At 65.9% G+C, this 26,846-nt stretch carries 24 protein-coding genes and 1 pseudogene; 15 read left to right on the forward strand and 10 right to left on the reverse strand.

What is annotated here, in order from left to right; genetic code table 11:
* Nucleotides 1-64 precede the first annotated feature (64 nt).
* Both ACWEKR_RS16530 and ACWEKR_RS16535 read left to right on the forward strand, forming a co-directional pair.
* Nucleotides 65-1,141 (forward strand): MAB_1171c family putative transporter, encoded by a 1,077-nt coding sequence (locus tag ACWEKR_RS16530; RefSeq protein ID WP_452355181.1) that lies wholly within the window; start codon nucleotides 65-67, stop codon nucleotides 1,139-1,141.
* Between the two features lie 113 nt (nucleotides 1,142-1,254).
* Nucleotides 1,255-4,737 (forward strand): non-ribosomal peptide synthetase, encoded by a 3,483-nt coding sequence (locus tag ACWEKR_RS16535; RefSeq protein WP_452355326.1) that lies wholly within the window; start codon nucleotides 1,255-1,257, stop codon nucleotides 4,735-4,737.
* A gap of 43 nt (nucleotides 4,738-4,780) precedes the next feature.
* On the opposite strand, the pseudogene ACWEKR_RS16540 reads toward ACWEKR_RS16535, so the two are convergent.
* Both ACWEKR_RS16540 and ACWEKR_RS16545 read right to left on the reverse strand, forming a co-directional pair.
* Nucleotides 4,781-5,831: pseudogene (locus ACWEKR_RS16540) on the reverse strand (SagB family peptide dehydrogenase); the annotation flags it as partial.
* Between the two features lie 47 nt (nucleotides 5,832-5,878).
* The gene (locus ACWEKR_RS16545; RefSeq protein WP_452355182.1) at nucleotides 5,879-6,859 is read right to left on the reverse strand and encodes an ABC transporter substrate-binding protein; all 981 of its coding nucleotides are present in this window, start codon (nucleotides 6,857-6,859) and stop codon (nucleotides 5,879-5,881) included.
* Nucleotides 6,860-7,003: 144 nt separating this feature from the next.
* On the opposite strand from ACWEKR_RS16545, the gene ACWEKR_RS16550 reads away from it, so the two are divergent.
* Both ACWEKR_RS16550 and ACWEKR_RS16555 read left to right on the forward strand, forming a co-directional pair.
* Nucleotides 7,004-8,806, forward strand: coding sequence for an MFS transporter (locus ACWEKR_RS16550; protein ID WP_452355183.1), 1,803 nt, complete (start codon nucleotides 7,004-7,006; stop codon nucleotides 8,804-8,806).
* A gap of 69 nt (nucleotides 8,807-8,875) precedes the next feature.
* A complete protein-coding gene (locus ACWEKR_RS16555) occupies nucleotides 8,876-10,009 on the forward strand; it encodes an MAB_1171c family putative transporter (protein WP_452355184.1) in 1,134 nt (377 codons plus the stop codon).
* On the opposite strand, the gene ACWEKR_RS16560 is transcribed toward ACWEKR_RS16555, so the two are convergent.
* From ACWEKR_RS16560 to ACWEKR_RS16570, 3 genes are all read right to left on the reverse strand, one after another.
* The gene (locus tag ACWEKR_RS16560) at nucleotides 9,958-10,395 is read right to left on the reverse strand and encodes a nuclear transport factor 2 family protein (RefSeq protein ID WP_452355185.1); all 438 of its coding nucleotides are present in this window, start codon (nucleotides 10,393-10,395) and stop codon (nucleotides 9,958-9,960) included. The two genes, ACWEKR_RS16555 and ACWEKR_RS16560, sit on opposite strands and share 52 nt — an antisense overlap.
* Nucleotides 10,396-10,499: 104 nt before the next feature.
* Nucleotides 10,500-10,808 carry a cupin domain-containing protein gene (locus ACWEKR_RS16565; RefSeq protein WP_452355186.1) on the reverse strand — a complete coding sequence of 103 codons (309 nt, stop codon included), beginning with the start codon at nucleotides 10,806-10,808 and terminating at the stop codon, nucleotides 10,500-10,502.
* A 7-nt stretch (nucleotides 10,809-10,815) separates the two neighbouring features.
* On the reverse strand, nucleotides 10,816-12,327 hold the full coding sequence (locus tag ACWEKR_RS16570) for an MFS transporter (protein ID WP_452355187.1): 1,512 nt from the start codon (nucleotides 12,325-12,327) through the stop codon (nucleotides 10,816-10,818).
* Nucleotides 12,328-12,378: 51 nt separating this feature from the next.
* Here ACWEKR_RS16570 and ACWEKR_RS16575 point away from each other — a divergent pair, with 51 nt between their 5' ends.
* Nucleotides 12,379-13,059 (forward strand): TetR/AcrR family transcriptional regulator, encoded by a 681-nt coding sequence (locus tag ACWEKR_RS16575; protein ID WP_452355188.1) that lies wholly within the window; start codon nucleotides 12,379-12,381, stop codon nucleotides 13,057-13,059.
* 48 nt (nucleotides 13,060-13,107) lie between these two features.
* Here ACWEKR_RS16575 and ACWEKR_RS16580 read toward each other — a convergent pair whose 3' ends face one another.
* Nucleotides 13,108-15,156 carry a M13 family metallopeptidase gene (locus ACWEKR_RS16580; protein WP_452355189.1) on the reverse strand — a complete coding sequence of 683 codons (2,049 nt, stop codon included), beginning with the start codon at nucleotides 15,154-15,156 and terminating at the stop codon, nucleotides 13,108-13,110.
* A gap of 336 nt (nucleotides 15,157-15,492) precedes the next feature.
* On the opposite strand from ACWEKR_RS16580, the gene rplN reads away from it, so the two are divergent.
* Genes rplN through ACWEKR_RS16600 form a run of 4 tightly spaced genes read left to right on the forward strand, consistent with a single transcriptional unit; the run spans nucleotide 15,493 to nucleotide 16,935 of the window.
* Nucleotides 15,493-15,861, forward strand: coding sequence for a 50S ribosomal protein L14 (gene rplN / locus ACWEKR_RS16585; protein ID WP_039795505.1), 369 nt, complete (start codon nucleotides 15,493-15,495; stop codon nucleotides 15,859-15,861).
* A 1-nt stretch (nucleotide 15,862) separates the two neighbouring features.
* On the forward strand, nucleotides 15,863-16,180 hold the full coding sequence (gene rplX / locus ACWEKR_RS16590; protein ID WP_039795507.1) for a 50S ribosomal protein L24: 318 nt from the start codon (nucleotides 15,863-15,865) through the stop codon (nucleotides 16,178-16,180).
* 1 nt (nucleotide 16,181) lies between these two features.
* Nucleotides 16,182-16,745 carry a 50S ribosomal protein L5 gene (gene rplE / locus ACWEKR_RS16595; protein ID WP_063021292.1) on the forward strand — a complete coding sequence of 188 codons (564 nt, stop codon included), beginning with the start codon at nucleotides 16,182-16,184 and terminating at the stop codon, nucleotides 16,743-16,745.
* Nucleotides 16,746-16,749: 4 nt separating this feature from the next.
* A complete protein-coding gene (locus ACWEKR_RS16600) occupies nucleotides 16,750-16,935 on the forward strand; it encodes a type Z 30S ribosomal protein S14 (RefSeq protein WP_014981705.1) in 186 nt (61 codons plus the stop codon).
* A gap of 162 nt (nucleotides 16,936-17,097) precedes the next feature.
* Here ACWEKR_RS16600 and ACWEKR_RS16605 read toward each other — a convergent pair whose 3' ends face one another.
* Nucleotides 17,098-18,339, reverse strand: coding sequence for a helix-turn-helix transcriptional regulator (locus ACWEKR_RS16605; RefSeq protein WP_452355190.1), 1,242 nt, complete (start codon nucleotides 18,337-18,339; stop codon nucleotides 17,098-17,100).
* A gap of 224 nt (nucleotides 18,340-18,563) precedes the next feature.
* Entirely contained in the window at nucleotides 18,564-19,772 is a 1,209-nt protein-coding gene (locus ACWEKR_RS16610) for a cytochrome P450 family protein (RefSeq protein ID WP_452355191.1), read from the reverse strand.
* Between the two features lie 720 nt (nucleotides 19,773-20,492).
* On the opposite strand from ACWEKR_RS16610, the gene ACWEKR_RS16615 reads away from it, so the two are divergent.
* The 6 genes from ACWEKR_RS16615 (at nucleotide 20,493) to ACWEKR_RS16640 (ending at nucleotide 25,464) form a co-directional block, all read left to right on the forward strand.
* Nucleotides 20,493-20,807: a WXG100 family type VII secretion target gene (locus tag ACWEKR_RS16615; protein WP_452355192.1), complete on the forward strand. Its 315-nt coding sequence runs from the start codon at nucleotides 20,493-20,495 to the stop codon at nucleotides 20,805-20,807.
* A 10-nt stretch (nucleotides 20,808-20,817) separates the two neighbouring features.
* Complete coding sequence (locus ACWEKR_RS16620; protein WP_452355193.1) at nucleotides 20,818-21,117, forward strand: WXG100 family type VII secretion target; 300 nt, start codon at nucleotides 20,818-20,820, stop codon at nucleotides 21,115-21,117.
* A complete protein-coding gene (locus ACWEKR_RS16625) occupies nucleotides 21,114-22,454 on the forward strand; it encodes a WXG100-like domain-containing protein (protein WP_452355194.1) in 1,341 nt (446 codons plus the stop codon). The genes ACWEKR_RS16620 and ACWEKR_RS16625 overlap by 4 nt, the downstream gene beginning before the upstream one ends.
* Nucleotides 22,455-22,799 (forward strand): hypothetical protein, encoded by a 345-nt coding sequence (locus tag ACWEKR_RS16630; protein ID WP_452355195.1) that lies wholly within the window; start codon nucleotides 22,455-22,457, stop codon nucleotides 22,797-22,799.
* A 148-nt stretch (nucleotides 22,800-22,947) separates the two neighbouring features.
* Nucleotides 22,948-23,355 carry a HEAT repeat domain-containing protein gene (locus ACWEKR_RS16635; protein WP_452355196.1) on the forward strand — a complete coding sequence of 136 codons (408 nt, stop codon included), beginning with the start codon at nucleotides 22,948-22,950 and terminating at the stop codon, nucleotides 23,353-23,355.
* An 819-nt stretch (nucleotides 23,356-24,174) separates the two neighbouring features.
* Nucleotides 24,175-25,464: a Fic family protein gene (locus tag ACWEKR_RS16640; protein WP_452355197.1), complete on the forward strand. Its 1,290-nt coding sequence runs from the start codon at nucleotides 24,175-24,177 to the stop codon at nucleotides 25,462-25,464.
* Nucleotides 25,465-25,617: 153 nt separating this feature from the next.
* On the opposite strand, the gene ACWEKR_RS16645 is transcribed toward ACWEKR_RS16640, so the two are convergent.
* On the reverse strand, nucleotides 25,618-25,824 hold the full coding sequence (locus tag ACWEKR_RS16645) for a DUF397 domain-containing protein (RefSeq protein ID WP_452355198.1): 207 nt from the start codon (nucleotides 25,822-25,824) through the stop codon (nucleotides 25,618-25,620).
* On the reverse strand, nucleotides 25,814-26,713 hold the full coding sequence (locus tag ACWEKR_RS16650) for a helix-turn-helix domain-containing protein (RefSeq protein WP_452355199.1): 900 nt from the start codon (nucleotides 26,711-26,713) through the stop codon (nucleotides 25,814-25,816). Before ACWEKR_RS16650 ends, ACWEKR_RS16645 begins: the two co-directional genes overlap by 11 nt.
* Nucleotides 26,714-26,846: the final 133 nt, after the last annotated feature.

The following is a 26,846-nucleotide window of genomic DNA, read 5'->3' on the forward strand; positions in this document are numbered from 1 at the left end:
CGGCCGGCTCACCGCGATTGGCGCGGCGGGCGGCGGCGATTAGGGTCTGATGCCGATGGATTCGGTGCCTGTTTGGATCATGTTCCCGGTCATTCTGGTGATCGCGGCGATCGCGGCGGGGCGATGGCTCCTGGTCGCGGATACCTTCACCGATCGCATGATCAACCATGCCTGGACCTGGAATCTCGGTGGCCTGGCGCTGTATGTCCTCGCTGCGGCGGCGGGCTTTCCCGGGCTCGGGCAGCGGCTGTTCCTGTGCTGCGGCTTGATGACCACCGCCATGGTCCTGGTGCTCGCGCAACTGGCCGCGGGCGCGGAGCCGGAGGTGATGCTGCGCAGGCAAAAGGTCTACAGCGTCGTCGCCGCCGTGACTTCGGCAGTACTGCTGACGTTTGCACCCGCCGCGCGGGATGTGTTGCACGTCGATCTCGACGAGATCGTGTGGACGCTGTCGGAGCTGCCTATGGCTGCCAGCGGATACCTCCTCGCGCGAGCCAGTTTCCGTGAACTGCGCACCGCGGCTCGTATGGTGAAAGAGAAGCTGACGTATTCGGTCCTTTTCGTCCTTGCGGTGTACTGGGCGGCGGCGGCACTGCTGACTATCGTCCGCGCGCTCTGTGGTGTCCCGCCGAGCCATCCGGGCAACGTTCTGGCGGTCTCGTCGTTCGTCTGCGTGCTCGTCATCGCCACACTCACGGCGATACCGCTTGTGACAGCCTTGTTGGCCCGCGCGGGGCTGGATCGAGCCGGCCGGCGCTGCCGTCGTCTTCGTCCGCTGTGGTGTGACCTGACCGCCGCGGTCCCGGAAGTCGTCTTGAGCCGAACCGACGACGGGGACAGCGGCGCGGCATCCCGGCTGTATCGGATGACGGTGGAAATCCAGGACGCCCTGCTGCATTTGAAGCCGTACATGCCGTCCCCGGGGCAGGGGTCGGGAGCCGCCGACGCCGGGCAAGGTGCCGGCGACTATGCACGTCGAGTCGCCTATGCCGTCCGATGCAGAGCCGCCGGACTGCGTCCGGTGGCGCAGACCGCGCCGCCCGCCGCCCTGCCGACCGGCGGCCACGATCGGGCCAATGGCCTGCGGCAATTGCTCGACTTGGCGCTCGAATGGCCGAAAGCACGGGCCGATGTAGGTTAGGCAAACCTATTTAGGCTCGGCTAAGCTATGCCCCGGCAGTCTCGGTCCGCCGGTTGCGGTGGCAGGCAAGGAGTGGCAGCGCGATGGAGTCGACACAGCGTCGGGCAGAGGGAATGGTGGACATCGGCCTGGAGGAGATCCGGGCCGCGGTGGCCGGTCAACTGGGGCTCGACGCCACGGAGATCGCCGATCACGACGACCTCATCCAACTGGGTCTGGACTCGATCCGCACCATGAAGCTGGCGGGCGGCTGGCGTAAACGCGGCGCGGACATCAATTTCGCCCAACTGGCCGCCGATCCCACGGTGGCTTCCTGGCACGGCTTGCTCGGCGCGAAAGACGCGGCAGGCGACCGGGCGTCCGGCCCGGCCGCGGTCGAGACGGCCGCCGAGGCGGCGGACGACGATCCGGCGGCGCCCTTCCCTTTGGCGACCATGCAGCACGCGTACTGGATCGGCCGCTCCGACGAGCAAGAACTCGGCGGAGTCGCGGCGCACCTGTATGTCGAATTCGACGGCGGCCGGATCGATCCCGCGCGGCTGGAGCGCGCGGTGTCCGACTTGGTCGCCATGCATCCCATGCTGCGCACCAGGTTCCTGCCGGACGGCACACAGCAGACCATGGCGGTTGCGGGCAAGCCGGTGTTCAGCGTCGTCGACCTGCGCGGCCAATCGCCCGAGGCGGCCGAGGCGGCGCTGATCGAGCTGCGCGACCGCAAGACCCACCAGCGCCTCGCCATCGAAGTCGGCCAGGTCATCGACATCACCCTCACGCTGCGCGACGGGGATCGCAGCCGGCTGCATCTGGATGTCGACATGCTCGCGGGTGATGCCATGAGCTACCGGATCCTGATCTCCGATCTGGCCGAGCTCTACCATGGGACGGCCCTGCCGGTCCCCGGTTACACCTACCGGCAGCACCGCACCGAGCACCGCGAGGACGTCACCGCACGCGAGCGCGACCGGCAGTGGTGGCAGCGGCGGCTGCCCGAATCGCCCGGCGCACCGGAGCTTCCCACCGTGGCGGTCAGCGAGCGCACCGACCCGAATCGCACCGTGCGCTACGACCACTGGCTGGCGCCGGAAGCCAAGCAACGGTTGCTCGCCGCCGCACACCAGCGCGGCATCACTCCGGCGATGGCGCTCGCGGCGGTGTTCGCCGAGACCATCGGCGGTTGGTCGGCGCAGAGCCGCTTCTTGCTGAATGTGCCGCTGTTCCATCGCGATCCGGTGCACCCCGACATCGATCGGGTGATCGGCGACTTCACCTCCTCGATCATGCTCGAGGTCGACGTGACCGAGAGCATGTCGGTCACCGACCGCGCCCGCGCGCTGCAACGCAGCATGCACGAAAGCGGCGCGCACACTGCCTATTCCGGGCTCGAGGTGCTGCGTGATCTGGGCAGGCATCGCGGGGAGCCCGTGCTCGCCCCCGTCGTCTACACCAGCGCGCTGAACCTGGGCGAATTGTTCGCCGACAAGGTCACCGAGACCTTCGGCGAACCCGTGTGGATCATCTCGCAGGGGCCGCAGGTTCTGCTCGACGCGCAGGTCACCGAGGTCCGCGGCGGACTGCTGCTGAACTGGGACGTGCGCGCGTCGGCCTTCCCCGAGGGCATGATCGACGCCATGTTCGCCCGCTACTGCGCGGCGATCGGGCGGCTCGGCGACGGCGCGGCGGGGTGGACCGCCGAGGCCGCCGTGCGGCTGCCGGTGGCCCAGGCCGAGGTGCGGGCCGCGGTCAACGCCACCGACGGCCCGGTCAGCGGGCGTTGCCTGCACCAGGGCTTCTTCGAACATGCCGCGGCGCATCCCGAGGCGCCCGCGGTGGCGTGGGGTCTGGGCGACGAGCGAGGGGAATGGCGTTACGGGGAACTGGCCGCCCGCGCGCTGGCCGTGGCGGGCGCGCTGCGCGCCGAAGGTGTGCAGCCCGGCGACGCGGTCGCCGTCCAGTTGCCGAAAGGGCCGGATCAGGTGCTGGCGGTGCTCGGCGTGCTCGCGGCCGGAGCGACCTACGTGCCGATCGGATTCGATCAACCGACGGGCCGTCGTGCGGAGATCCTCCGTACCGGAGCTGTCGGTGCGGCGTTGACCGCCGAGGGCGCGGAGCTGGGCGCCCCGATCACGTGTGTGTCCATCGACGTGGCCCGTGACCATCCGCAGCCGCTCGCGGCGCCCGTCTATCCGGACACCGGCGACATCGCCTACGTGCTCTTCACCTCGGGGTCGACCGGCGTGCCGAAGGGCGTCGAGATCCCGCACCGCGGCGCGATGAACACCATCGATGCGTTGAACGAGTGGTTCGGGGTCGGCGGCGAGGATCGCGCGCTGGGATTGTCCGCCCTGGAATTCGACCTTTCGGTCTACGACATCTTCGGTCTGTTCTCGGTCGGCGGCGCCGTCGTGGCGGTCGATCCGGAGCAACGCGCCGATCCGTCCTCGTGGGTGGAACTGCTGCGCACGCATCGCGTTTCGATCCTCAATTGCGTACCCAGCATGCTGGACATGATTCTGCAGATCGGCGGTGATCAACTGGGTGATTCGCTGCGCGCGGCCATCCTCGGCGGGGACTGGGTGGGTGCGGACCTGGCCCGCCGGCTGTCGGCCCAGGTGCCGGGTTGCCGGTTCGCCGGTCTCGGCGGCGCGACCGAGACCTCCATCCACACCACCATCTGCGAGGTCGAGGGCGAGCCGCCCGCGCATTGGGCGACCGTGCCGTTCGGCGTTCCGTTGCGCAACGTCCGATGCCGGGTCGTCGGGTCCGCGGGGCGCGACTGTCCGGACTGGGTGCCCGGCGAACTATGGGTCGGCGGCGTCTGCGTCGCCGCGGGCTACCGCAACGACCCGGAGCGGACCGCGCAGCGTTTCGTCGAACACGACGGCCTTCGCTGGTACAAGACCGGCGACATGGCCAGGTACTGGCCCGACGGCACGATCGAGTTCCTCGGTCGCGCCGATCATCAGGTCCAGATCCGTGGGTACCGTGTGGAACTGGGCGAGGTGGAGAGCGCGTTGCGCACGGTGCCCGGCGTCCGTCATGCCGTCGCTGCGGTCGTCGGTGCGGGCGCGCCGAAGCTGGTCGCCGCCGTCGCGGGTGACGGGGGCGAGATCGGTGATATCACCGCGGTGGTCTCGGATCTGTTGCCCGCCTACATGGTGCCCACCCGGGTCGAGTTCCTCGAGCAGATGCCCCTGACCGCCAACGGCAAATTGGACCGCCGCGCCGTGGTCGCCCTCCTCGAACCAGGGAGCGACGACGATCAGGACACCGCCCCCCGCGACGACGTGGAGGCCGCGCTATCCGATATCTTCGCGGCCGTCCTTGGCATCGACGGGATCGGCGTGCACGACGATTTCTTCGGCCGCGGTGGCGATTCCGTCCTCGCCACGACCGTGATCGCCCGCGTGCGCGAGTGGCTGCAAGCCGACCACGCGCTGGTCGCGGACCTGTTCGCCACCCGAACCGTCGCGCGGCTCGCGCGGCGGCTGCAGCAACGCGAAGCCCAGCAGGGCGCGGACGGCAGGCTGCCCGCGGTAGCCCGGCTCTACCTCGAGGTGGCCTCGATGACCGACGAGGAAATCCTCGCCCAGACGTGAAGGGCGTAGCGACGCAACCGTTCGCGGCCTTGTCGAGAGGTCGCGACGGTTGCGGGTGCGGCTGGATCATGCTGCCGACGCCGCATTCTTCGAGTTCGTCCAGGCCCGTCGCCGCGGTGAAAGCGGCGGTATCCGGTGCGCCCAGTGCACAGGCGCCCAGCCCCGTCGCGGTCGCCGTGAGATATATCGTCTGCGTCAGGATGCCGACGTGCCGAAGGACCGTGGCGTAGGCGCCCTGCTCGTAGGCCCACGTCACCCGGCCCATGCGGGCTGCCATGAGCAGCAGGACCTGGGGCTGGGGGGTCGGCGTCGACTCCAGCAGGCGCGTCACCGCGGGCGAATCCGCGGCGGCGACGGGGCGCAGCACGTGCTCGAACGAGTCGTAGTGGTACATGCCGCGGGCCGGTCCCGCGACGTTGCGCAACACCGGGTAGAGCTCGAGTTCGTACACATCGCCGCCGGACGGGTAAGGGCGCGAGACGGGTTCTTCGCCCTCCGGTCGTGTGCCGCGAGTCCGCGCGGTGCGGTAGAGCAATTCGGCCAATTGGTCGAGGGTGATCGGATGCGCGTCGTCGAAGGTCCGGGTCGACACCCGATCCTCCAGAACGGCGGTCAGAGTGGGGTCGCCGGTCCGCCGGGCCGCCAGCTCGGGGACGGGCAAGTCGATCGCGTCACCCGGGTAGCTCGCCTTCCGTGCGGGCGGCTGCGGGAATCGGCCCTTCGCCCACGCGGTGGGACCGAAGCGCTCCATGGTATCGGCGCGCTCGCCGGGCGAGCTGCGGCGGTGGAACCACAGATCGGGCAAACTCCATGCGCGCGTAACGAATTCATCGTCCTCGGCATCCGCGTCCGGCACCAGGAATCCGCACCGGTGCAGGTCGTCGGTGAACTGTGTTCGCCGCCGCGGACAGCTCCGACAACATCGCCGGTCCCCGGTTCAGTGCTTCGAGCGCCTGGAGCCGACTCGCGGTCAGGTCGGTCGGTTTCTCCTCACCCCGCGGACCGAGCAGCACCGCACCGGCCGGAGTGGTCAGGCAGGTGACGCCGTCCCGCAACGCGAATCTGGTCTGCTGTGGGTAGGTGGCGGCGGGCAAAGAACGCGTTCCTCCGCTTGTCGGGAACGAACTGACGGGCGCGCCGCCTACTTCGCCGCAGCGGCGAAGGCGGGCTCCAGCTTGTCCAGGATGTAGGGCACCGAGAGCGCCGTCGGCGTGTTCACGGCGCTGATCTCCTGGGTGGTGAGGAACACGACCGAGCCCTTCTTGACCGCGGGCAGGTCGGCGTATCCCGGCAACTGCCGGTACTTCTCGTCCAAGCCGGGGGCGTAGCCGGCCAGCAACAGATCGGCGGTCAGCTCGTCGACCCGCTCGGGGGACAGGGCGAGCCTGCCCTGATTGGCGGCCGAGTCGGTGAGATTCTTCGGAATGCCGAGCCCCAGCTGGGCGAACACTTTCGACGACCCGTCGTTCGGGTCGGTCAGCACCATGAGCTGCGCCGGACCGGCCAGCCAGGTACTGGCGAATGTCTTGCCCCTCAGTCCGGGGTTCGCGGCGGCGATGGCGGCGATCTTGTCATCCACCTTCGCGATCGCCTTGCTCGCCTCGTCCTGCTTGCGCAGCACCTTGCCGAGCGTGGTGACCTGGTCCTGCCAGGGCGCCACCGCCTCTTTGCTCAGTGCGGGCAGCGTCGGCGCGACGCGGGAGAGTTCGTCGTAGGTCTTGGGGTCGGCGATGAACGGGTCGACCAGGATCAGGTCCGGCTCCAGCGTCGCGACCTGTTCGGCGAGGTTTCCGGTGGTGGTGAGCGACTTCGCCGACTCGAGGCTCTCGGGCTCCCACGGCGGCGTGCTCTTGGACGCCATCGCGACGTTGTCCAGGTATCCGATGGGGACGACGCCGAGCGCGAGCGTGGCGTCCAGCCATTGGTTGCCCAGGGCGACGATCTTCTCCGGGGTGCCTTCCACGGTTGTCTCCCCGCGGGCGTGGGTGATGGTCACCTTCTCGCCGCCGGATGCCGAGTCGTCCTCCGCGGATCCACATGCGGTGACGGCGAGAGCGAAGACTCCCGCCAGCACCGCCAGCGCCGCTCGTGACCAACGGCCGCCTGTCCGAACAGACTTCATCTGTCGCACCTTCCTTCCAAGCAAGCTAGCCAAGGCTAACCTATCTTGCTCGGGTGGACGATGGCGCGGGCAACCGCTTCGGGTTGATAGTTACATCCGCTAACTATATAGTTCGCTGAGGTAACGATCTGGTGAGGGGCTGCCGTGACGAATCCATCCATCGACGTCGATCCGGGCGATATCCGCACCATCCGGCGCCGGTTGCGCTACGACCGGGACCATCCGCACTACAAGTGGATAGTGCTGACCAACACCACGCTCGGGGTCCTGCTCACGGCGGTCAATTCCTCGATCGTGCTGATCTCGCTGCCCGCGATCTTCCGTGGCGTCGGGCTCAACCCGCTCGAGGCGGGCAATGTCGGTTATCTGCTGTGGATGCTGATGGGTTACCTGCTCGCCACGGCCGTGCTGGTGGTGATGTTCGGGCGGCTCGGCGACATCTTCGGCCGCGTGCGGGTCTACAACCTCGGGTTCACCATTTTCGCGCTGTCGGCGGTCGCGCTGTCGTTCGACCCGTGGCACGGGGGCTCCGGTGCGTTGTGGATCATCGTCTGGCGCGTCGTCCAGGGGGTCGGCGGCGCGATGCTGACCGCCAACTCCTCGGCGATCCTCACCGATGCCTTCCCCGCGAGCCGGCGCGGCACCGCGCTCGGCATCAACATGGTGGCCGCGGTGGCGGGTTCGTTCTTCGGTCTGCTCATCGGCGGCGTGCTGTCGGAATGGGATTGGCGAGCCGTGTTCTGGGTCAGCGTCCCGATCGGCGTCCTCGGAGCGGTCTGGTCCTATCGCTCACTGCACGAAGTCGGCATCCGCACCGCGGGCAAGCTGGACTGGGCGGGGACAATCACCTTCGGCCTCGGGCTCACGGCGCTGCTCACCGGCATCACCTACGGCATCCAGCCCTACGGTGGGCACGCGACGGGCTGGACCAGTCCGTGGGTGCTGTCCGCGGTGTTCGGCGGCATCCTGCTGCTCGTCGCGTTCTGTATGGTGGAGGCCCGGGTGCCCGACCCGATGTTCGACCTCGGGTTGTTCCGCCACCGCGCCTTCGGGCTCGGCAACTTCGCCAACCTGATGGTCTCGATCGGCCGCGGCGGCATGCAATTCATGCTCATCATCTGGTTGCAGGGCATCTGGCTTCCGCTGCACGGCTACGATTTCGAGTCCACCCCGCTGTGGGCGGGCATCTACCTGCTGCCGATGACGATCGGATTCCTCGCCGCCGGACCGGTTTCCGGCTGGCTGTCGGATCGCTACGGGCCCCGCCCGTTCACCACCGGCGGCGCGTTGCTGACGGGTGTGACCTTCCTGTTGCTGTTGGTCATCCCGGTGAACTTCGACTACTGGCTGTTCGCGTCGATCACCTTGCTCAACGGCATCGGCAGCGGCCTGTTCTTCTCGCCGAACACCGCCGCGATCATGTCCAGCGTTCCCGCCGCCCAGCGCGGCGCGGCCTCCGGCATGCGCGGCACCCTCTTCAACGGCGGCAACGCGCTGTCGATGGGCATCTTCTTCTCTCTGATGGTCGTCGGGCTGGCGGCGAGTCTGCCCTCGGCGCTGGATTCGGGGTTGCGCGCCCAGGGCGTCTCCGCGGGAGCCGCCGCCGAGCTGGCCGGAATGCCACCGGTGGCAAGCATGTTCGCCGCGTTCCTCGGCTACAACCCGATCCAGGAGTTACTCGGCCCGTCGGGCGAACTCGGCAAGCCGGGTGTCGACGCCGAAATCCTTACCGGTCAGGAGTTCTTCCCGAACATGCTCACCGGCCCGTTCCATTCCGGATTGGTGGTGGTGTTCGTCGCGGCGGCCGTGATGATGTTTCTCGCCGCGGTGGCCTCGTGGTTCATCGGTGAGAAGTACGTCTACGACGAGGCGGCCGAGCAGGCCGAAGCCGATCAGGCGGAGGCCGATCGGGCGGCGGAGCCGAGCGCCGCGGTACCCGTTCGCTGACCGGGACCGCCGCGGCAATCGGCCGCTCGAGTTGGCCTCGAGCCGCGCGAGGACATACCGTCGATCGAGATGAACGCTGTTCCGGCTCCGGTGGTGCTGTCGGTTGTCGTCTTCGTCGCGCTCATGACCGCGGGGCGCTGGCTGCTCGTCGACGAGACGGCCACCGATCGGCTGATCAACCGTACGTTCAGCTGGAACCTCCTGGGGCTGCTGCTGTACGAGGTGGTCGTCGCAGTGCATCGTCCCGACCTCGGGCCCCGCATCTACCTCGGCTGTGGTCTCCTGGCACTCGCCAGTTTCTACGGGTTGGCCAGGCTCGTCGACGGTGCCGATGTGGCAACCGTTCACCGGCGTCAGCGGCGATACGATGCGACGGCGGCCGCCGTCGCCGTTTCGCTGATCGTCGTCACACCGGTCGTGCGGTGGGCCTGGCGGATCGACTACGTCGAAGTCGTCTGGACGTTGTCGGCGCTTCCCGGGGCGTTCTGTGGCTTGCTTTTCGGCCGTGCCTGCGTTCGCGAGTTGCGCGCCAGAGGCGTCGCGGTCCGGGAGAAACTCACCTTCGCCGTCTTGCTCGCTTTCTCGGCCTATTGGTTGATCTCGATGACGATCATGGTCGGTCGCTCGCTCGCCGGTACGCCGCCGAGCGAGCCGGGAAAGGCGTGGGCGGTCGCGGCAGTCCTGATGTTCTCCGCGGTGACCCTGTTGGCGGTGATCCCTCTGGTCGCCGCGCTGATGGCGCGGACGGGTTGGGATCGGACCGGCCGTGCCTGCCGTCGGTTGCGGCCGCTGTGGCGAGATCTCACCGCCGTCGTGCCCGAAGTGGTCTTGGCCGAGGATCACTCCGCGCCCAGGGAAGCCACGTCCCAGCTCTACCGGATGACCGTCGAGATCTGGGACGCGCTGCTGCACTTGAAGCCATATGTGCCCGCCGCGTCCGAGCCCGGCTCGCCCGAGTCGATCGAGAACGACGTGCGCCACTATGCGTTTCAGGTCGCACTGGCCGTGCGAGCCAAGCGCGACGGAAGCACGCCGGTTTCGAACTCCGCCGTCGCGGGTACAGCGCAGGCCGAGGTTCGCGATCGTGCGGCGGAGTTCCGGTTCCTATTGGAACTGGCCCGGCTATGGCCGGGAGCCGTTGCCGCGGTGGATTACCGGTCGATCGGAGCGCAGACGCCGACGATCGTCGCCGTATCCCAGTAGAACGGTCGCACCTCGGCGATGCGCCCGTCGGCGAAGCCGATCGTCTGCAAGATCGCGAAGCTGACTTCCCGGCCGGTCGCGCGGGCGCGAGCGTGTACCTCGGTGTGCACCACGGCGGTTTCGCCGGCCGCGAGGAAGCGCTGCTCCCGCATATCGAATTTCTCCCAGGTGTCGCGCATGGCGCGGAAGAACCGTTCCATGCCGTCGTGGCCGCGCCAGGTTCCGCCATACGGCAGGCTCTCGGCCTGGTGCAGCACCACCTCGGTGTGGAAGAAGGGAGCCAGCAACTCGAACGAGGCGCTACCCGGCCCGCCGGCCGCCAGGTATTCCGCCTCTGCCGCGTACATTCCGGTCAGGACGGTCATCGGGTCGGTCATCGATGTCATGCGGCCAGTCTGTCCGCCGGGCGCGGCCATGACCGGCGGCAATCGGACGTTGCGCTGCAGGGTTGTTCCCGCGCATTGCCTCCATGCGCGGGAACAACGGCGACTCACCGTGCGGCGATGGGCTCCTGCCGGGTTTCGTGGCGCAGTCCGATGGACATGATGTCGGACGGTTCGTCGAGTTCGATGCGGTGCCAGCGATTGCGGGGCACGACGAAAGCGGTGCCCGCGGTGAGGCGCACCATCGTCTCGTCGTCGCCCGGCTGCTCGGCGCGCAGGTAAAGGCGCAACGCACCGGCCAGGCAGCACACCGCCTCGTCACTGCTCGGGTGGACTTCCCACTGATCGGCATGGACGTCGGCATCGGATTCGACATGGAATGCCGCGAGTTGCCAGTCGCCGTCGCCGGTGCTCATCCGGCGTTCACCGGCTGCTACGTGGCCGTTGTGGCGGAAACGAATCGCCCGGCTGAAGAGGTCGATCGCTGTCTGGTTCACTGAGTGTCCTTTCGGTGCGTTGTGTCTTCTTCTCCTCCGGCGTCGCTGTGGCCGTGCGGTGCGTCCCGGGCAGCACGGTCGCGGCGACGACGCTCGCCACGGCGAAAAGTCCCGCCGCGCAGCACAGTGCGAGCGCATAACCGTCGTTCAGAGCTGCCGGTGCGTCGCTGTCTCCGGTGCTCGCCGCCGCGACGGTGGCGAGCGCGGCCACGCCGACGCAGCCGCCGAGCTGGCGTGCGCTGTTGAACACGCCGGAGGCCATGCCCGCTTCGTGGGGTGCGACGCCCATGGTCGCGGCGGCGGCCACCGGAGCCAGGCAGAGTCCGAGACCGAAGCCGCCGAGCAGCGAGGGGCCGAGGACGTCGGCGAGGAAGCTGCCGTCGGCGCTGATGAAGGCGAACCAGCCGATACCGGCCGTGGTCAGCACCCCGCCGAGAACGAGCGCCGCTTTCGGCGAACGCCGGCCGCCCACGCGGGTGGCCACCACCGTCCCGGCGATGACGCTGACCGAGAAGGGCACGAAAGCCGCGCCCGCCGCGCCCGCGCTCATACCGAGCACCTGTTGCTGGTACAGCGACAGCAGATAGAACGCGCTGAACTGCCCTGCTCCGGCGAGGAAGACGAACACATTCGCGCCCGTCACCCAGCGGTTGCCGAACAGCCCGAGCCGAACCAATGGCGTCGGTGTCCGTGCCTCGACCGCGAGAAAAACCGCGAGCAGCACCGCCGCCGAGCCGAGCGTGACGCCCGTGGCGGCGGAGAACCAACCGTGATGTTCGCTGCGCACCACGCCCACCACGAGCAAACCTATTCCGCCGGTGCCGAGTACAGCGCCAGGCACGTCGATCCGCGCGCGCCCGCTCACTCGATCGGCCGCCACGCCGGCCACCGCCGCGAGCAAGGCGAGCGCCACGATCGGGACGTTGACGAACATCACCCAGCGCCAGTCGGCGTATTCGGTCAGCAATCCACCCATCAGCACGCCGAGCGCGCCGCCCGCCGCGTTCACCGCGCTCCACACTCCGAGTGCCCGCACCCGGGCGGGCCCTTCCGGAAATGTCGTGGTCAGCGTGGCCAAAGCGGCGGGCGCTACGGCCGCCGCCGCGAGTCCCTGCACCGCTCGGGCGGCGACGAGCTGCCACGGCTCCTGCGCGAACCCACCGCTCAGCGAGGCGACGCCGAACACGACGAGTCCGGCGGTGAACAACCTGCGCCGCCCGAACAGATCACACGCCTTCCCGCCCAGCAGCAGGAATCCGCCGAAGGTCAGCGCGTAGATGTGCACCACCCATGCCAGATCGACCGCTGCGAAGCCCAGATCGGCGCGGATGGCCGGTAGCGCGACGTTCACCACCGCGAGGTCCAACGCGACCATGAACTGCGCGACGGCCACCGCCGTCAACGCGACGCCCGGCCGCCCGCCAGAGTTTTTATACATGTATAGAAAGTAACCGGGTGAGACGCCCCGTGTCCACACCAGGTGCGAAGCATGGGCGAAGATGGGCTCATGCCGAGTTCGTCGTCGCAGCCCCAACGCACCGGCCGACCTGCGCGTATCTCCCGGGCGGAGATCGTCGCGTCGGCCAACTCGGTGATCGAGGCCGAGGGTGTGGAGAAGCTGACCATGCGCCGCCTCGCCGCCGAACTCGGCTGCACGCCGATGGCGCTCTACCACCATGTCCGCGACAAGGAAGACCTGCTGCGGCTGCTGCTCGCGGATTACGCCGAGCAGGTGGTGTGGCCGGAGCTGCCGCGGGATCCGCGCCTGCGCGTCCGCGTGGCGGCACGAGCCATGCACGACGCGCTCGCCCTGCGCCCGTGGGTGGTCGAGATCCTCGCCGCCGACGACCTTCTCGGTATCTCGGCGCTCTGGGTCACCGAATCCATCGTGGACGGATTCGTCGCAGGCGGCCTACCGTTGGATCGCGCTGTCCAGGCATACCGCGCCGTCTGGCAGTTCACGGCGGGCAATCTCATCGTGCGCGCCCGTTCCGCTCGCCGGGCCGAGGAGGATCGCCCCACGTTCCGCGCCCAGGTCTTCGCCGACCTCGACCCCGAGACCTACCCCCGCCTGGCCGCCCTCGGCTCCGAATACGTATCTCTCGCCGCCCAGGACACCTACGAATTCGGCCTCGACGCTCTCATCGACGGTCTGCTCCGGTCCGCATAGCATTCGGGCCCGCCACAAGGGCGGGCTCGAATGCTCGGTCGGGGACGCTCAGAAGGTGACGCGCTGATCCGGCGGCAGGTACAACTTGTCGCCTTCCTTCACCTCGAACGTCTTGTAGAACTCCGCGAGGTTGCGCACGACCTGATTGCAGCGGAACTCGTTGGGGGAGTGCGTATCGATGCTGAGGTAGCGGACGGTGAGTTCCTTCGTCTGCTTCTCCCGCCAGCTGCGGGCCCAGGACAGGAACATGGTGCGATAGTCGGGATCAGCTATGCCGCGGCGCTTTTCGGCGATGCGGAAGGCGGCCAGCGTGATCTGCAGGCCGCGCAGATCGGCGAGGTTCTCGCCCACGGTCAGTTCGCCGTTGACGTGCTGGTTCGGCTCGAGCCCCTCGGGGACGAGCGCGTTGTACTGGTCGACCAGTTGTTTTGCCTTGGCGTCGAACGCGGCGCGGTCCTCGGGCGTCCACCAGTCGCGGCGGTTGCCGTCGCCGTCGTATTTGGAGCCCTGGTCGTCGAAGCCGTGGCCGATCTCGTGCCCGATGGTGGACCCGACCGCGCCGTAGTTGACGGCGGGCAAGGCGTCCTTGTCGAAGAAGGGCGGCTGGAGGTAGGCGGCGGGGAAGACGATCTGATTGGACGTCGACGAGTAATAGGCATTCACCGTTTGCGGCGACATGCCCCATTCGGACTTGTCGACCGGGGTACCCAGTCGCGCGAACGCGCGCTTGACCTCGAACTCGTTGATGGCCAGCAGCGATTCGATCAGCTTGCCCTTGGTGATCTTCAGCGTCGAATAGTCGACCCACTTGTCCGGGTAACCGATCTTGGGATCGATCTTGTCCAGTTTCGCCAGCGAAGCCGCCCTGGTCGCGGGTGACATCCAGGTCGAATTGGTGAAGTTCTCCCGATAGGCCGCGACGACGTCGGCGAGCATTTCCTTGGCCCGCTCCTTGGCCTCGGGTGGAAAGTGCTTGGCCACGTACAGTTTGCCGAGCTGCTCGCCGAGCTTTTCGTCGACGATGCCCACCCCGTACTTCCATCGTTCGGGGCGCTGGTCCTGCCCGTTGAGAATTCTGCCTTTGAAGTCGAAATTCGCGTCGTTGACAGCCTTGGGCAGATACGGCGCGAACTCCCGCAGCACGGACAGTTTCAGGTAGTCCCGCCACGTGGCGATGTCGACCTCGGTCCACAGCTGTCCCGCCGCCGTGATGAACGACGGCTGATTCACCACCATCGTCGCGAACAACTCGCGCGGGCGGTCGGTGTTGCCCGCCAGCCACGGATCCCAGTCGAAGCCGGGGGCGAGCGCGGTCATATCGGCCCAGCTGTAGACGTTGTACGTCGCGTCGGTGTCGCGGTTGCGCACGTTGTCCCAATGGGCGGGCGCGATGCGCTTCTCCAGGTCGAACACCCGTTGTGCCAGGCCGGCCGGGTCGGCGAACCCCGCGCCCGCGGCGATCCGCTCCAGGAAGATGCGGTATTGCGCGAGCACCTCGCCGTATTCCGGCTTCCGGTAGTACTGCTCGCCCAGGCCGAGCCCGGACTGGCCGACCGAAGGGATATAGGCGTTGGAATTCTTCCGGTCGACGCCGATGCCCAGTCCGATCAACCCCCCGATCGGCAGCTCGGCCATCACCTTGGCCAGGTCCGCCTTGGTGGCGACGCCGTCGATCTTCGCCAGCAGCGGCGCCAGCGGCGTCATGCCCAGCCGTTCGATCTCGTCCCAGTCCACCCTGGCGTCGTAGAGATCCCTGATCTGCTGCTCTTCCGAGCCGGGCTTCGGGTCCCGGATGCCGTCGATGATCTCCCGCAGCTGCTGCTCGGTGCGATCGCCCGCCTCACTGCCCGAGCCGTAGCTGACCTTGTCCGGCGGCAGCTGGTACTCGCGCAGCCACTTCCCGTTGACGTGCCGGTACAGATCGTCCTGCGGCCGGATCGTCTCGTCGGCTCCGCTGAGATCGACGCCGGTGAGCGTCCTGCTCGCGGGTTCGGTGTCGTCCGAGCACGCGACCAGGGCAGCGGCGGCGGGAACAGCCCCGAGGGCGATCAGGAAGGCACGACGATCCAGCTTCGCTGGCCGACCGGTAGATGTCACGAGAATCCTCTCCCCGACGCGGCGGTGCCGCAGATGTACGAAGGCAGCCTTGCAGGACACGAGGCTACCGGCGCGGCGCCGGACCGGCCGGGATTGGGGAAACGGGCACCGGTTCCTGGCCCGATTTGGGAACGACCTGCGGATTCCCATACACTAGACCGGTTGCCTGCGGGAGCTGTGCCCGCAATCCGGCAGTGAACCCCCAGTGGTTGGTTCCGCGTTTCTTGCTCGAGCCGAGAAAACCGCTGGCAGGCGCGCGTCCGGAGGGCAACCGACCATGCCCGTCGGGTCGGCAATCCGGCGTGCACATACGTCCAGGTCAAGGAGGACGCTGAAGTGATTCAGCAGGAGTCGCGACTGCGCGTCGCCGACAACACGGGCGCGAAGGAAATCCTTTGCATCCGCGTTCTCGGCGGTTCGTCGCGTCGCTATGCCGGTATCGGCGACATCATCGTCGCTACCGTGAAGGACGCCATCCCCGGCGGCAACGTGAAGCGGGGTGACGTCGTCAAGGCCGTCGTCGTGCGCACCACCAAGGAGCGCCGTCGTCCGGATGGTTCCTACATCAAGTTCGACGAGAACGCGGCCGTGCTCATCAAGGCGGACAACGACCCGCGCGGCACCCGCATCTTCGGCCCCGTGGGCCGCGAACTGCGCGACAAGAAGTTCATGAAGATCGTGTCGCTGGCTCCGGAGGTGCTCTGACATGAAGGTGCACAAGGGTGACACCGTGCTCGTCATCTCGGGCAAGGACAAGGGCGCCAAGGGCAAGGTCATCCAGGCCTACCCGAAGGAGAACCGGGTCCTCGTCGAGGGCGTGAACCGGATCAAGAAGCACGTCGCGAACTCCGCCAACCAGCGCGGCGCCTCCTCGGGCGGCATCGTGACCCAGGAAGCCCCCATCCACGTCTCGAACGTGATGGTCGTCGACTCCGACGGCAAGCCGGCCCGCGTCGGCTACCGGACCGACGAGGAGAGCGGCAAGCGGGTCCGGATCTCCCGTAAGAACGGGAAGGACATCTGACATGACCACGACGGAAAAAGTGCAGCCCCGGCTGAAGCAGCGCTACCGCGAAGAGATCAAGGACGCGCTGAACAAGGAATTCGACTACGCCAACGTGATGCAGATCCCGGGCGTGGTGAAGGTCGTCGTCAACATGGGTGTCGGCGACGCCGCCCGCGACGCGAAGCTGATCAACGGCGCCGTCGAGGACCTGGCCCTGATCACCGGCCAGAAGCCGCAGATCCGCAAGGCGACCAAGTCCATCGCGCAGTTCAAGCTGCGTGAGGGCATGCCGATCGGCGCCAAGGTGACTCTGCGCGGCGACCGGATGTGGGAGTTCCTGGACCGCCTGGTCTCCATCGCGCTGCCCCGTATCCGCGACTTCCGCGGCCTGTCGCCGAAGCAGTTCGACGGCAACGGCAACTACACGTTCGGCCTGAGCGAGCAGTCGATGTTCCACGAGATCGACGTGGACCGGATCGACCGTCCGCGTGGTATGGACATCACCGTGGTGACCACCGCGACCAACAACGAAGAAGGCCGTGCCCTGCTCAAGCACCTCGGCTTCCCGTTCAAGGAGAACTGAGCACATGGCTAAGAAAGCACTGGTCAACAAGGCCAACGCCAAGCCGAAGTTCGCTGTCCGCGCCTACACCCGCTGCCAGCGCTGCGGCCGCCCCCACGCGGTCTACCGCAAGTTCGGCCTCTGCCGCGTGTGCCTGCGCGAAATGGCGCACCGTGGCGAGCTGCCCGGCGTGCACAAGAGCTCCTGGTGAGCTGACGCTCCTGTGAGCGCACCCGGATAACCGAACAGCGAGGGCACGGACTCCACCGAGTCCGTGCCCTCGCTGTCTCCAGGAGTATCTCTGCTATCTCATCGCGCTCGCGGCGCGCCCGCTCGCGCCGCACAGCTGAGGGCCGCGAGTGCCCGGCGAGACCTATGCGGTGGTGTTGTCGAGGTACCGTCGGCGTGCCTGGTGCAGTTCGCGGCTCCACGTTGTTCCTTCGTCGGCCAACCGGCGTTGGAGCGTCCGTGGCCCGATCTCGAGGAGTCGGGCGGCCTCCGCCAGCGAGGGCGTACCTTCGGTGAGGGCGGCCTTCAATGCGGTGCCCACCCGATCCGACCATGTCGGAGAGCAAACGGGCGGCGGCATCGTGGCATAACGGCGCCCGGTCGCGGGGGGAACCCCGGCTGCGTGGTGCGTTTCGAGCGCGGCTGGATGAGGTCCGTCGAGGCCCGACACCGGTCGATCGGTCAGTTCCCTCGATCGGCGCCTCTGGAAATCTCGGGGTGTTTCGCCGTAGCGGGCCTTGAACGCCTGGGAGAACCAGGTTTGCGTGAAACCGCAACGTGCGGCCACCTCGCCGACAGTCGTGTTCTTTCCCGGTTGGGAGAGCAGGTCGCGCGCGGCGCGCAGCGCCTCGTCCTGCCGCACATCCCGGTAGGTAGTTCCGCTCTGCTGGAGGGCGAGCCGCAACTGCCGGGGCGACCAGCCAAGAGCCGATGCCACCGCAGGCAGACGCAAGTCCCCGACACCGACGTGCTCCCGCACGTACTGCCGAACGGCTGCGGCCGTTTCAGCCAGATGGCTTTGTTGCGGGCCCATATCGCCGAGCAGCATCAAGCAGATCAGCTCAGTGATTCGATCGCAGACGGCGTTGAATTCGCAGTCCGCGAGGTCGGATCGCACGGCATGCGTTTCGCGGATCATGCTCTGCACGATCCGGCCCAGGCCCGATTCCATGTCGAGCGTCATTTTCGGTGGTCTGGCGGACGACAGTCGATTGTCGATATCAGCACGCGGTATGCGAACCGCGTTCGTCACCATGCGTGGCATGTAGTACCGAAACGGCTGATCCGGGCTCAACAGCATTGCGCTACCGGGAGTTACGCGCATCACCGTGTCATTCATTTCAAAGGTGTTGACTCCCCCCACAGCCCGCTGCGGCACGACCAGCCAATAGTCTTTACCGCCCTGCCGGGTGTGTGACGGGGTCCGCCAGGCCAGACGCTCGCTGCGTTGGTCGAAGCGCAGGAGAGTGTGAGCGACAGTGTCCTGAACGGTGGCCCGGATCCACCAGTTGCGCGGATCACGATACCGGGACTCGGACGGCAGAAAGCTGTCGCTGAGTGCTTCCCACTCGTCGATGTCTTTCGTAACAAGCTCGGTGTACATCATGATGACGCCTTGGCAGGTGTTATTCGGGACCTACGATTCAACATCACCCGGGAGGGCCAGTAGCTGTCCGGCGTTTCCCGCTGTGAGAAGGGGATCAGCGGGAAACGCTGCGAACGTCGGCGTGACCGACGCTCGATCGATCACGGGCGTCACTCCGTCGGCTACGGACGCATCGAGCCTCGAAAAAGCGCGAAACTCCCCCGCTGTGCGGAATTCACTCCGCACTACGCGCTGGGTTCGAGCAGCACGGGAAGTGTGAGGGGCCCGCAGGTGATGAAATTCGGGCCGTAGATCTGGGTGGGGTCACCAGCCAGGTTCAATCGCGGGAACCGGTTGAACAGCGTGGACAACGCGATGTGGCTTTCCAGCCGGGCCAGATGAGCGCCGAGGCAGACATGCGGTCCCCGGCCGAACGCCAGCTGGTCTCGGTGATCGCGGTCGATGTCGAAGGTACCGGCGTCCGGATAGCGCTCCGGGTCCCGCCCGACGCCGCCGTACCACCCCACCATGGCTCCCGCGGGAATGTCCACGCCGGCGATGGTGATGTCTTGCAGCGCATACCGAGTGGGAAGAATAGCGGCCACCGAAGAGCGGAAGCGCAGCATCTCCTCCACGACGTCCCTCCACCGGTCTTCGGCCTGGGCTTTGGCGAGCTGCTCAGGATGGGTACACAGCGTGACCACCGTGTTGCCGAGCAGGTGCACGGTGGTTTCGTGTCCGGCCATGAGCACCAACCACAACATGTTGACCAGTTCGTCGTCGGTCAAACCGTTCGATTCATTGGCCTCCAGCAGAGCGGAGGTGAGGTCGTCGCCGGGTGCGCGCCGCTTGCGGTCCAGGAGTTCGGCGAGGTAGCCGAGCATATCCGCCATCGCTGCCTGAATCTCGTTGCCGGTGCTCAGATGCGACATGACCGTGGACGCCCAGATCCGGAACTGTTGTTGTTCGGACGCCGGTACACCGAACAGTTCGCCGATCACCCGCACCGGCAAGGGGGTGGTGTAGCTGGCGGCGAGATCGATTTCGGTCTTGTGGTCGGGAATCTCATCGAGGAGCTCGGTGGCGATCTGCTGGATTCGGGGCTCGAGCGCGGCGACCCTGCGTGGGGTGAACGCCTGGCTGATCGTTTTCCGCAGCCGTCGATGATCCTGACCGTCCATGTTGATCATGTGGTCGATATCGGTGAGCGCGCGCAAGGGCCAGTCGGCTGGAATCGTGCCGTCCTGCAGCGCAGGACAGTTGCGCGGATTCCTGCTCAACACGGTGCCGTCTCCGGCGAGGACTTCGCTCACCGCTTTGTGGCTGACGGCGAACCAGGCCACGACATTGCCGGGCAGCTCGATCGGAACGATCGGTCCACTCCGCCGGATCCTGTCGAAGGTATCGAAAACCAACTCGCCAGCGGTAGGCAGCTGAGCGACGGGCTCGGTCATGATGTCTCCCATGGTGCGTTCGGTCACACGGATACGGCCGACGTGTGCCCGCCCAGTGTCGGCCGCGGCGACGCACCGAACCACCGGATCCGGGAATCGCTGCCTCACAACGAAAGTGCGACGCAGAAGAACGAATATGGGAGCGAGATGTGCCACGACGTGGATACCACGAAGGGCGCTGCGCGGATCGTCTCCGCGGCGGCGCCCTTCCCGACTTCAGTCAGCAGGTCAATCGCTGATTGTCAGGGCAGCACCTGCGTGATGACATCCGGCGCCACCGTACCCACGATCGCGCCGATCACGGCGCCCACGATCGCGGTGGTCACCACGCCGCCCCCGGCGCACAGCGCGTAGCCGACGACGAAGATCGCCAGGGTCGGATCTCGTGGTTGGGCTTGGGGCTTTCGATCCTGGTGTCGCTGCCCGTGTGGTGACGCCGGGCTTGCCGCATCCGGCGCGGAGCGTCTGGGATGTGGCGATTGAAGAGGCTGCCGTCGAGCCGGCCGGAGTCGTGCCCACGCGGGTGTCGTTCCGGCACTGCCGTCTCGCGGGCAACCTTGCCGGCGAGCCAGCCTCGGCTCGACCGCCCGTATTGTAGGGACATCATCGCGGCCGACCGCCGCAGCAGCGTAATTCCGCCCTATCGGGCGCGCTTTGCGCGTCGCCAAGCCCGGAGTAGCTTGTCAGTTAGAACCGTTCAGTGGCAGAGGGGGCGCAGGGGTGGTCGGGGAGCAGCCATCACTGTCGGTCGATACCGACGCAGTAAAAGCGCTGGGGCGCTTGGCATTCGATGTCGCCACTCAATGTCGCGACGGGTACTCGGCGCTGGAGACCGATGTCCGCGACATGCTGGGAAGCTGGACCGGTAGCAACGCAGGCGCCTTCGCGGCCGGATGGGAAGAGTTCCATCAAGGGGCGGTGCAGGTGTGGGACGCACTGTACGAGTTGGCGGAGAAGCTGGGGATCACCGCGGACACCGTGCGCGGCGCCGATCAATCCTTCGCGGCGGGCGTCAGCTCGCTCGATCTGCCCTGAGGGGGACCGTATGTCCGATGAGCAGGCGTTCTCGATCGATCTCGACAAGCTCGAAAACTTGGCCGCCAGAATTCGAGGCTTCGCGGGGTTGCTTTCCGATCAGCTGGCGGCGATCGACCAGAAGGTCAAGGAGGTCGACGCCGCATCGGCCGGTGCGGCGATGGCGGCCTACCGTGAGGCGCACGACGAGTGGTTGGCGGGAGCCACCGACATCGCCGAAGGGCTCACTGCTTTGGAGGAGGCCGTGAAGCTCGCCCACGACGGCTATACCGGCGCTGTTGCCGAGGGATTGAGGATCCTCGGGGTATGACGGCTCTGGCTGTCGATCCGAAGGCGTACTACCAAGCGGCCACCAACTGCTTCGACGCGGCATCCGCGCTGCGGGACAGCTTTCTGTACATCTTCGCGGAGCTGGCCGAATGTGGATCGATGGCGGGCGTGGACGAGAACGGCCAGGAGTGGGCACGCTCGTACAACACCTCCGCCTACGAAGCGGTGGGATTCTTCCAGGACGTCCACTCCACGCTGTACGCATACGGCGGCGCCCTCAACGACATCGGCTTCACGCACGCGCAAGCCGACGCCACCATGAAGGGCGCACCGCAGCCGGACCGGCCCACGGACCCGGGAATGCCTGTGTTCGGCCCGTTCTCGGTCCCGGCTTCGGCTGGTGGCCCTGGTCAAGGGATCGTCGACAAGGGCATCAATATCATCAGCCATATCGGCATACCCGTTCCCGACGGCGACACCGGAAGACTCGCGAAGGCAGCCGACGCCTGGGACCGCCTCGGCACGATCTACCAGAATACGAACGCCCGCGACAAGATCACGATCGCGGCAAGCCTGTTCGACAGCGTCACCGCCGACGACGCGGGCCACATCCGAGATGACCTCAAATCCCTGGCGCACTCGATCGATCAACTGCTGACCGCCTGCACCCAGATCAGCCAATCCTGCCTCGCATACAAGGAGGCGCTGACGGAACTTCGCAACGAGATCAAGGGCTTCTTGAATTCCCTCGCCCAAGAACTCGCTATCGACGCCGCGATCACCGTGGGCCTGTCGCTGATCAGCTTCGGTGCGGGCGCGGTCACCGCCGCCAAGGCTCTGGACACGGTGCGGAGATGGGCCGGGAAGATCAAAGACGGCATCATCGCCTGGCGAGCCCGCAAGGCGCTCCAGATCGCGGGGATCCGCCAGGAGGCGAAGGACGCCGCCGTCAAGGCCAGGAAAGTCGTCACTGACCTGCGCGATCGACTGCGCGGGAAACGCGCCGGTGATGTGACCAGTGCCCCTAAACCACCGTCGAAGGCGATCGTAGACGAGAAGAAGTACGAGTATCTCTTCGGTAGGGCGGCAGAAGACGCACACAACTCACCAAGATCGTTGCAGAATCTCTCCCAATTGAACCGTGTAGGAGTTTTCGACAACCAGGCTGGAAGGGAACTGCTCAATAGTCATTTCGATGAGGTCGTCCGCACTGACAGTAATATCGCAAGAACCTTCTCGAATGATTATGGAGACTTCCAAGTGCGGGAATCGCTGTTCGTCGGTCCGAACGGTATTCTAAAGTTTGAAACAACATGGCAAGCGACGCCGGAAGGCTTACGCTTGACAACTGTGATACCGAAGGGTGGAGGAGCGTAGATGGCCGATCATGAGTTCGTTGAGCCGGAAGAGTCGGAGTTCTTGGAGGCTTTCGGGGCCGATCGTGTAGCCATCCCCGGAGCTACTGCTTCCTTTGCGGTGAGTATAGACTCCGACGATAGGAACAAACTGGAATTATCATACGATGTAATAGCGCGATCCGCGCGAGTGCGTTGGTTACAGGACTCGATGCTCGTGGTGGATATTTTCCGAGAACAGGTGAACCGTATTTCGGTCGAAGGCGGCGGGGTAATCAAAATCTCGACTAGTGGAGTCGATCTTTCGGGCGAACTAGCTGTGGAGGTGTATCCGATCCGGATCAGAGATGTGTCGTTGGCCCGGTGAATTCTGTCGGTCGTATGCTGCTCGCGGCGGAACGCTCAGTCTATATAGTCCATCATGTCGCACCGGATGGCGCAGTGTACGTGCAGGGATGGATTGACGAAGCTGGCCGGGCCTGCGGCATCGGGCGAAATTTCGTGATAGGAGCAGTGTGAAATTAGCGCGTGTGCTGGCTGATTCGCACTCGACGGACTGGAAGGTGCGTGAGGGTGCTGCTACCGAACTCGGGAAAATGCTCCCGTCGGAGCAAGTGATCCAACGACTGTCCGAACTTCTCGGTGACGATGATATGGCAGTAGAGCTGGAAGCGACTGAGAAGCTGGCTCGTTTCGGTGGCCGAGCTGGACTCGTGGCCATCCTCGGCGAGTTGGGGCGACGTGTCGACGATCCCGATTCTGACTATATCGCCTACCGTCTGCGAGAGCTGCAGATCAACGATCGGATACCGATTCTACAGGATTCTCGTAAGATCATGAATCTATCTCCCTCGTCTGAAGTAAGCGAGGGGATAAACCAGATCGAACAGCTTTTCGGGTATCTGACGCCCAAAGATGAATAAGATGCGATCGGTTGGTAATCTTATCTGCCGTGAATGGCTCGGACAATTGCCACGTCGATGGACATGACTTTGTCGAAAGTCGGCCGATATCCTCATCGAACTGGGTTCTCCGGTCGCGAGATGACTCGGACTATCCCGTCCTTTCTAATCTGTACCTCGAGGACAGCTACGTCCTCGATGTCATCGAGCGGCCTGGCGAAGTCGTGTTCATCCTTGAAGCGGCGCTGACGCCTGAGTATTCGAGGTATCGCGCCCCGAGCCCCCGGGAGCAGTATTGCTACATCCGTGGCGACCTCGCATTCGTGAAAGTGCGTCGTGTCGAATGGCTGGAGCGATCTTTCTAGAAGTATAAGGACGCTTGAGGATCGGAAGATTGGGGAAACATGGATGTATTGACCAACACTGACGGGTGTATTACATGGAGGGCGATTGGGGGAAGGTGCGAATCTGGAGCAACAACGATCCGCAATTCGAATTTTCGGAGAAGCCGTGGTGAACGTTCACGTGGGTAGACATGAGCTGTGGCTGGTGCTAGGGCATTGAAGGCGTATTTGTCGTGATTGAGAAGCCGGAATGAGGTATCGCGATCTCCTGATCGGGCCTGAGGGCTTTCGATTCCGATGTCACTTCCCGTGTGGTGGCGCCAGGCTTGCCGCATCCGGTGCGCAGCGTCTGCGATGTGGCGATTGGAGAGGCTGCCGACGACCCGGCCGGAGCGTGCCCGCGCGGATGCAGTCCCGCACTGCCGTCTCGCGGGGAACCTTAAAGGCGAGCCAGTCTTATTAAAGGTTATCTGTTAACCTTTAATAAGGAGGTGGCATGGCAAAGTTTGCGCGACGGCGGTGGGCCGGCAACTTGGATGGTGGCGGCCTGTCTCGACGGGACCGTGGCTCTGGCACATACGAGGTGTACCTGCCCGATTCGCTGACTGGTCGCCGCATCGTCTTGACCAGCGAGACTGCCGCCGACGTGGTCGACGCGGAGGTGGCGATCACTCGTCTCGATACCGAGGCGGTAGCGCTTGTGGAGACCGAAGCGTTGTCTCGGTTGCTGCTGCGCGCCGAGGCCATCGCATCGTCACGGATCGAGGGGCTGGTGGTCGGCGCACGTCGGCTATTGCGCGCGGAAGCGGCGCGCCAGCTCGAGGGCGAATCATCGGACGTGACGGCCGCCGAGGTTCTGGCGAATATCGACGCTATGGCACTGGCCACCAGTGCGGTCGGCCGTGGTGAGCCGATCACCGAGGATGTCCTGCTCGAAATCCATCGGCGGCTGCTCACCGGCACCAGACTCGCACAGCACGGCGGGTGTTTCCGAGACGCGCAGAACTGGATCGGCGGCAGCTCCTTCAATCCCTGCTCGGCCGCATTCGTTCCGCCGCCCCCAGAGCTCGTCCCCGAACTGATGAAGGACTTGATCGCGTTTTGTAATAGCGACGATCTGCCCGCTGTCGCGCAAGCCGCCATCGCCCACGCGCAGTTCGAGACGATTCACCCGTTCATCGACGGCAACGGCCGAACCGGTCGAGCATTGATCCATCTGATTCTGCGCCGCCGTGGCGTGGCCGAACGCGTCGTCGCGCCCGTCTCGCTCATCCTCGCCACGTGGAGCGACAGCTATATCGACGGTCTGACTCGCTTCCGGTACGTCGGTGCGCCCGATTCCCCACAGGCCACCGACGACTTGAACATCTGGGTGGCGCGCTTCGCCGCCGCCTGTACTCGCGCGGCGCAGGATGCGACCGCTTTCGAGATGAAAGCGGCTGAACTGCAGAGATCGTGGCGAGATCGAGTGGCGCCGGTACGGGCGAACTCCGCGCTGGATCTGCTGCTCGGCAAGCTGGTCGGAGCTCCGATCCTCACCGTCGCCACGGCGGCGAGGCTGACCGGGCGTAGCTTTCCAGCCGCAAACGCGGCAGTACAGCGTCTGGCCGAAGCCGGAATCCTGCGCCAGCTCACCGTCGGTCGACGAAACAGGGCCTTCGAGTCGCCTGAGGCGATCAGTGCTTTCACCGCCTTGGAACGACGTCTTGCCAGCCCGGAGGGCGACACTCGAACATCGGACCCGGCACGCCCGGTGCCGTCGAGGAAGATGCAGTCTGGCCGCTGACCTGCGGCCGACGGGGGCGGCTCTCCCGATTCGAGCGTCCACGAGCTTCTCATGACGCCAGCGTCATCACGCACGGCTCGTCGTTCGACTGGGAGTTGGCTGCTGTTGGACTACTGATCGTCTGGCGCTCGGGAAACGATCCAAGGCACGGAATTATCGGCAGGTGAATTCGCCGTCTTTGGTTGCGGACAGGAAGGTGTCCCAGGCGGTGGGGGTGAAGGTCAGGGTGGGGCCGGTCGGGTTTTTGGAGTCGCGCATGCCGACTGTACCGTTGTTCAGGTGGGCGATCTCTACGCATTGGCCGTTGGATTCGCTGAAGCTGCTCTTGAACCAGCGCGCTCCGGATAGGTCAGCGGTCACCGTCAAAACTCCTTGCTGCCCGGCGGAGCAGGTCGCGCGTGGTCTTCTCGTCCAGGGCCGTCTCTCGGATGGCGTCGGCCATCTCAGTGTAACGCTGCACCAATTCGGGCCTTTCCAGGTAGAGATCACTGCTCATCCCGCCGTCGAGGTAGACGACCGGAGGTTCGATCGGTCTTCCTCTGCTGTCGGTGCCGAAATCCAGGAGCACGAACGAGCCGTGCAAGATGCCGCGCGTGTATCCGGCCGAGTACGGGTGGATTCGCAGAGTGACGTTCGGCCGGGTGCTGACATCGGCTAGATATCGATGTTGCGCGGCCATCACCTTCGGCCCGCCCACCACCCGGTAGACCGCTGATTCATCGAGAAGCACATGAAGGTCCACCGGTCGGGTCTTGCGGGTGACCGCCACCTGCCTGTTGAGGCGAAGACGTACTCGCTGCTCGACCTCCTCGTTGGGACCGTCGTGCAGAAAAGCACCTATCAGCGCGTGGGCATAGTCGGCGGTTTGCAGCAGTCCAGGCACCTGCACCGCGTATGACGTGAGCCGGTGCGCCGACCGCTCCATCCCGACGTACATGTTGAAAGCGTCTGAGAACAGTCCGCCGAGCGGCGTGATGCCGTCCTCGTCTCGCGCCGTCGCCGCGCGCGACGCCAGTCCCACCGCCTGTTCGGTCTGCTCGGCGGTCACCTCGTAGAGCATGCACAGTTCGCGCACGTCCTGGCGGCGTGGTTTCACCGCTCGTCCGGTTTCCAGGCGTTGTAACCCGTTGAAGCTGAGTTGAACTTCCTTCGCGGCGATGGCGATCGTCAGGCCGCAGCCTTCCCGCGCCTCGCGCAGAAATCTGCCGAGCTGGCGGCGCAGCAGCGTCGGCGACTCGACTTCGGTCATCGGCTTTCCCCCAGGCGAATGAATCCAGCACACGGTCTGAACTGGATCCATTGATACACCGAAGTTCGATGCCGTCCAGGCCTTTCGGCGAAGTTGTCTGGAATACGCGAATCAGGTCGAAGTGGGCCGTGCC

This window comes from Nocardia sp. NPDC004573, from assembly GCF_053602135.1.

Excerpts from the sequence above, each read along its gene's own strand:
- ACWEKR_RS16535 (WP_452355326.1), top strand. The coding sequence starts at position 1,255 with ATGGTGGACATCGGCCTGGAGGAGATCCGGGCCGCGGTGGCCGGTCAA.
- ACWEKR_RS16545 (WP_452355182.1), bottom strand. The coding sequence starts at position 6,859 with ATGAAGTCTGTTCGGACAGGCGGCCGTTGGTCACGAGCGGCGCTGGCG.
- ACWEKR_RS16555 (WP_452355184.1), top strand. The coding sequence starts at position 8,876 with ATGAACGCTGTTCCGGCTCCGGTGGTGCTGTCGGTTGTCGTCTTCGTC.
- ACWEKR_RS16560 (WP_452355185.1), bottom strand. The coding sequence starts at position 10,395 with ATGACATCGATGACCGACCCGATGACCGTCCTGACCGGAATGTACGCG.
- ACWEKR_RS16565 (WP_452355186.1), bottom strand. The coding sequence starts at position 10,808 with ATGAGCACCGGCGACGGCGACTGGCAACTCGCGGCATTCCATGTCGAA.
- ACWEKR_RS16570 (WP_452355187.1), bottom strand. The coding sequence starts at position 12,327 with ATGTATAAAAACTCTGGCGGGCGGCCGGGCGTCGCGTTGACGGCGGTG.
- ACWEKR_RS16575 (WP_452355188.1), top strand. The coding sequence starts at position 12,379 with ATGGGCGAAGATGGGCTCATGCCGAGTTCGTCGTCGCAGCCCCAACGC.
- rplX (WP_039795507.1), top strand. The coding sequence starts at position 15,863 with ATGAAGGTGCACAAGGGTGACACCGTGCTCGTCATCTCGGGCAAGGAC.
- rplE (WP_063021292.1), top strand. The coding sequence starts at position 16,182 with ATGACCACGACGGAAAAAGTGCAGCCCCGGCTGAAGCAGCGCTACCGC.
- ACWEKR_RS16600 (WP_014981705.1), top strand. The coding sequence starts at position 16,750 with ATGGCTAAGAAAGCACTGGTCAACAAGGCCAACGCCAAGCCGAAGTTC.
- ACWEKR_RS16605 (WP_452355190.1), bottom strand. The coding sequence starts at position 18,339 with ATGATGTACACCGAGCTTGTTACGAAAGACATCGACGAGTGGGAAGCA.
- ACWEKR_RS16610 (WP_452355191.1), bottom strand. The coding sequence starts at position 19,772 with ATGACCGAGCCCGTCGCTCAGCTGCCTACCGCTGGCGAGTTGGTTTTC.
- ACWEKR_RS16620 (WP_452355193.1), top strand. The coding sequence starts at position 20,818 with ATGTCCGATGAGCAGGCGTTCTCGATCGATCTCGACAAGCTCGAAAAC.
- ACWEKR_RS16625 (WP_452355194.1), top strand. The coding sequence starts at position 21,114 with ATGACGGCTCTGGCTGTCGATCCGAAGGCGTACTACCAAGCGGCCACC.
- ACWEKR_RS16630 (WP_452355195.1), top strand. The coding sequence starts at position 22,455 with ATGGCCGATCATGAGTTCGTTGAGCCGGAAGAGTCGGAGTTCTTGGAG.
- ACWEKR_RS16640 (WP_452355197.1), top strand. The coding sequence starts at position 24,175 with ATGGCAAAGTTTGCGCGACGGCGGTGGGCCGGCAACTTGGATGGTGGC.
- ACWEKR_RS16650 (WP_452355199.1), bottom strand. The coding sequence starts at position 26,713 with ATGACCGAAGTCGAGTCGCCGACGCTGCTGCGCCGCCAGCTCGGCAGA.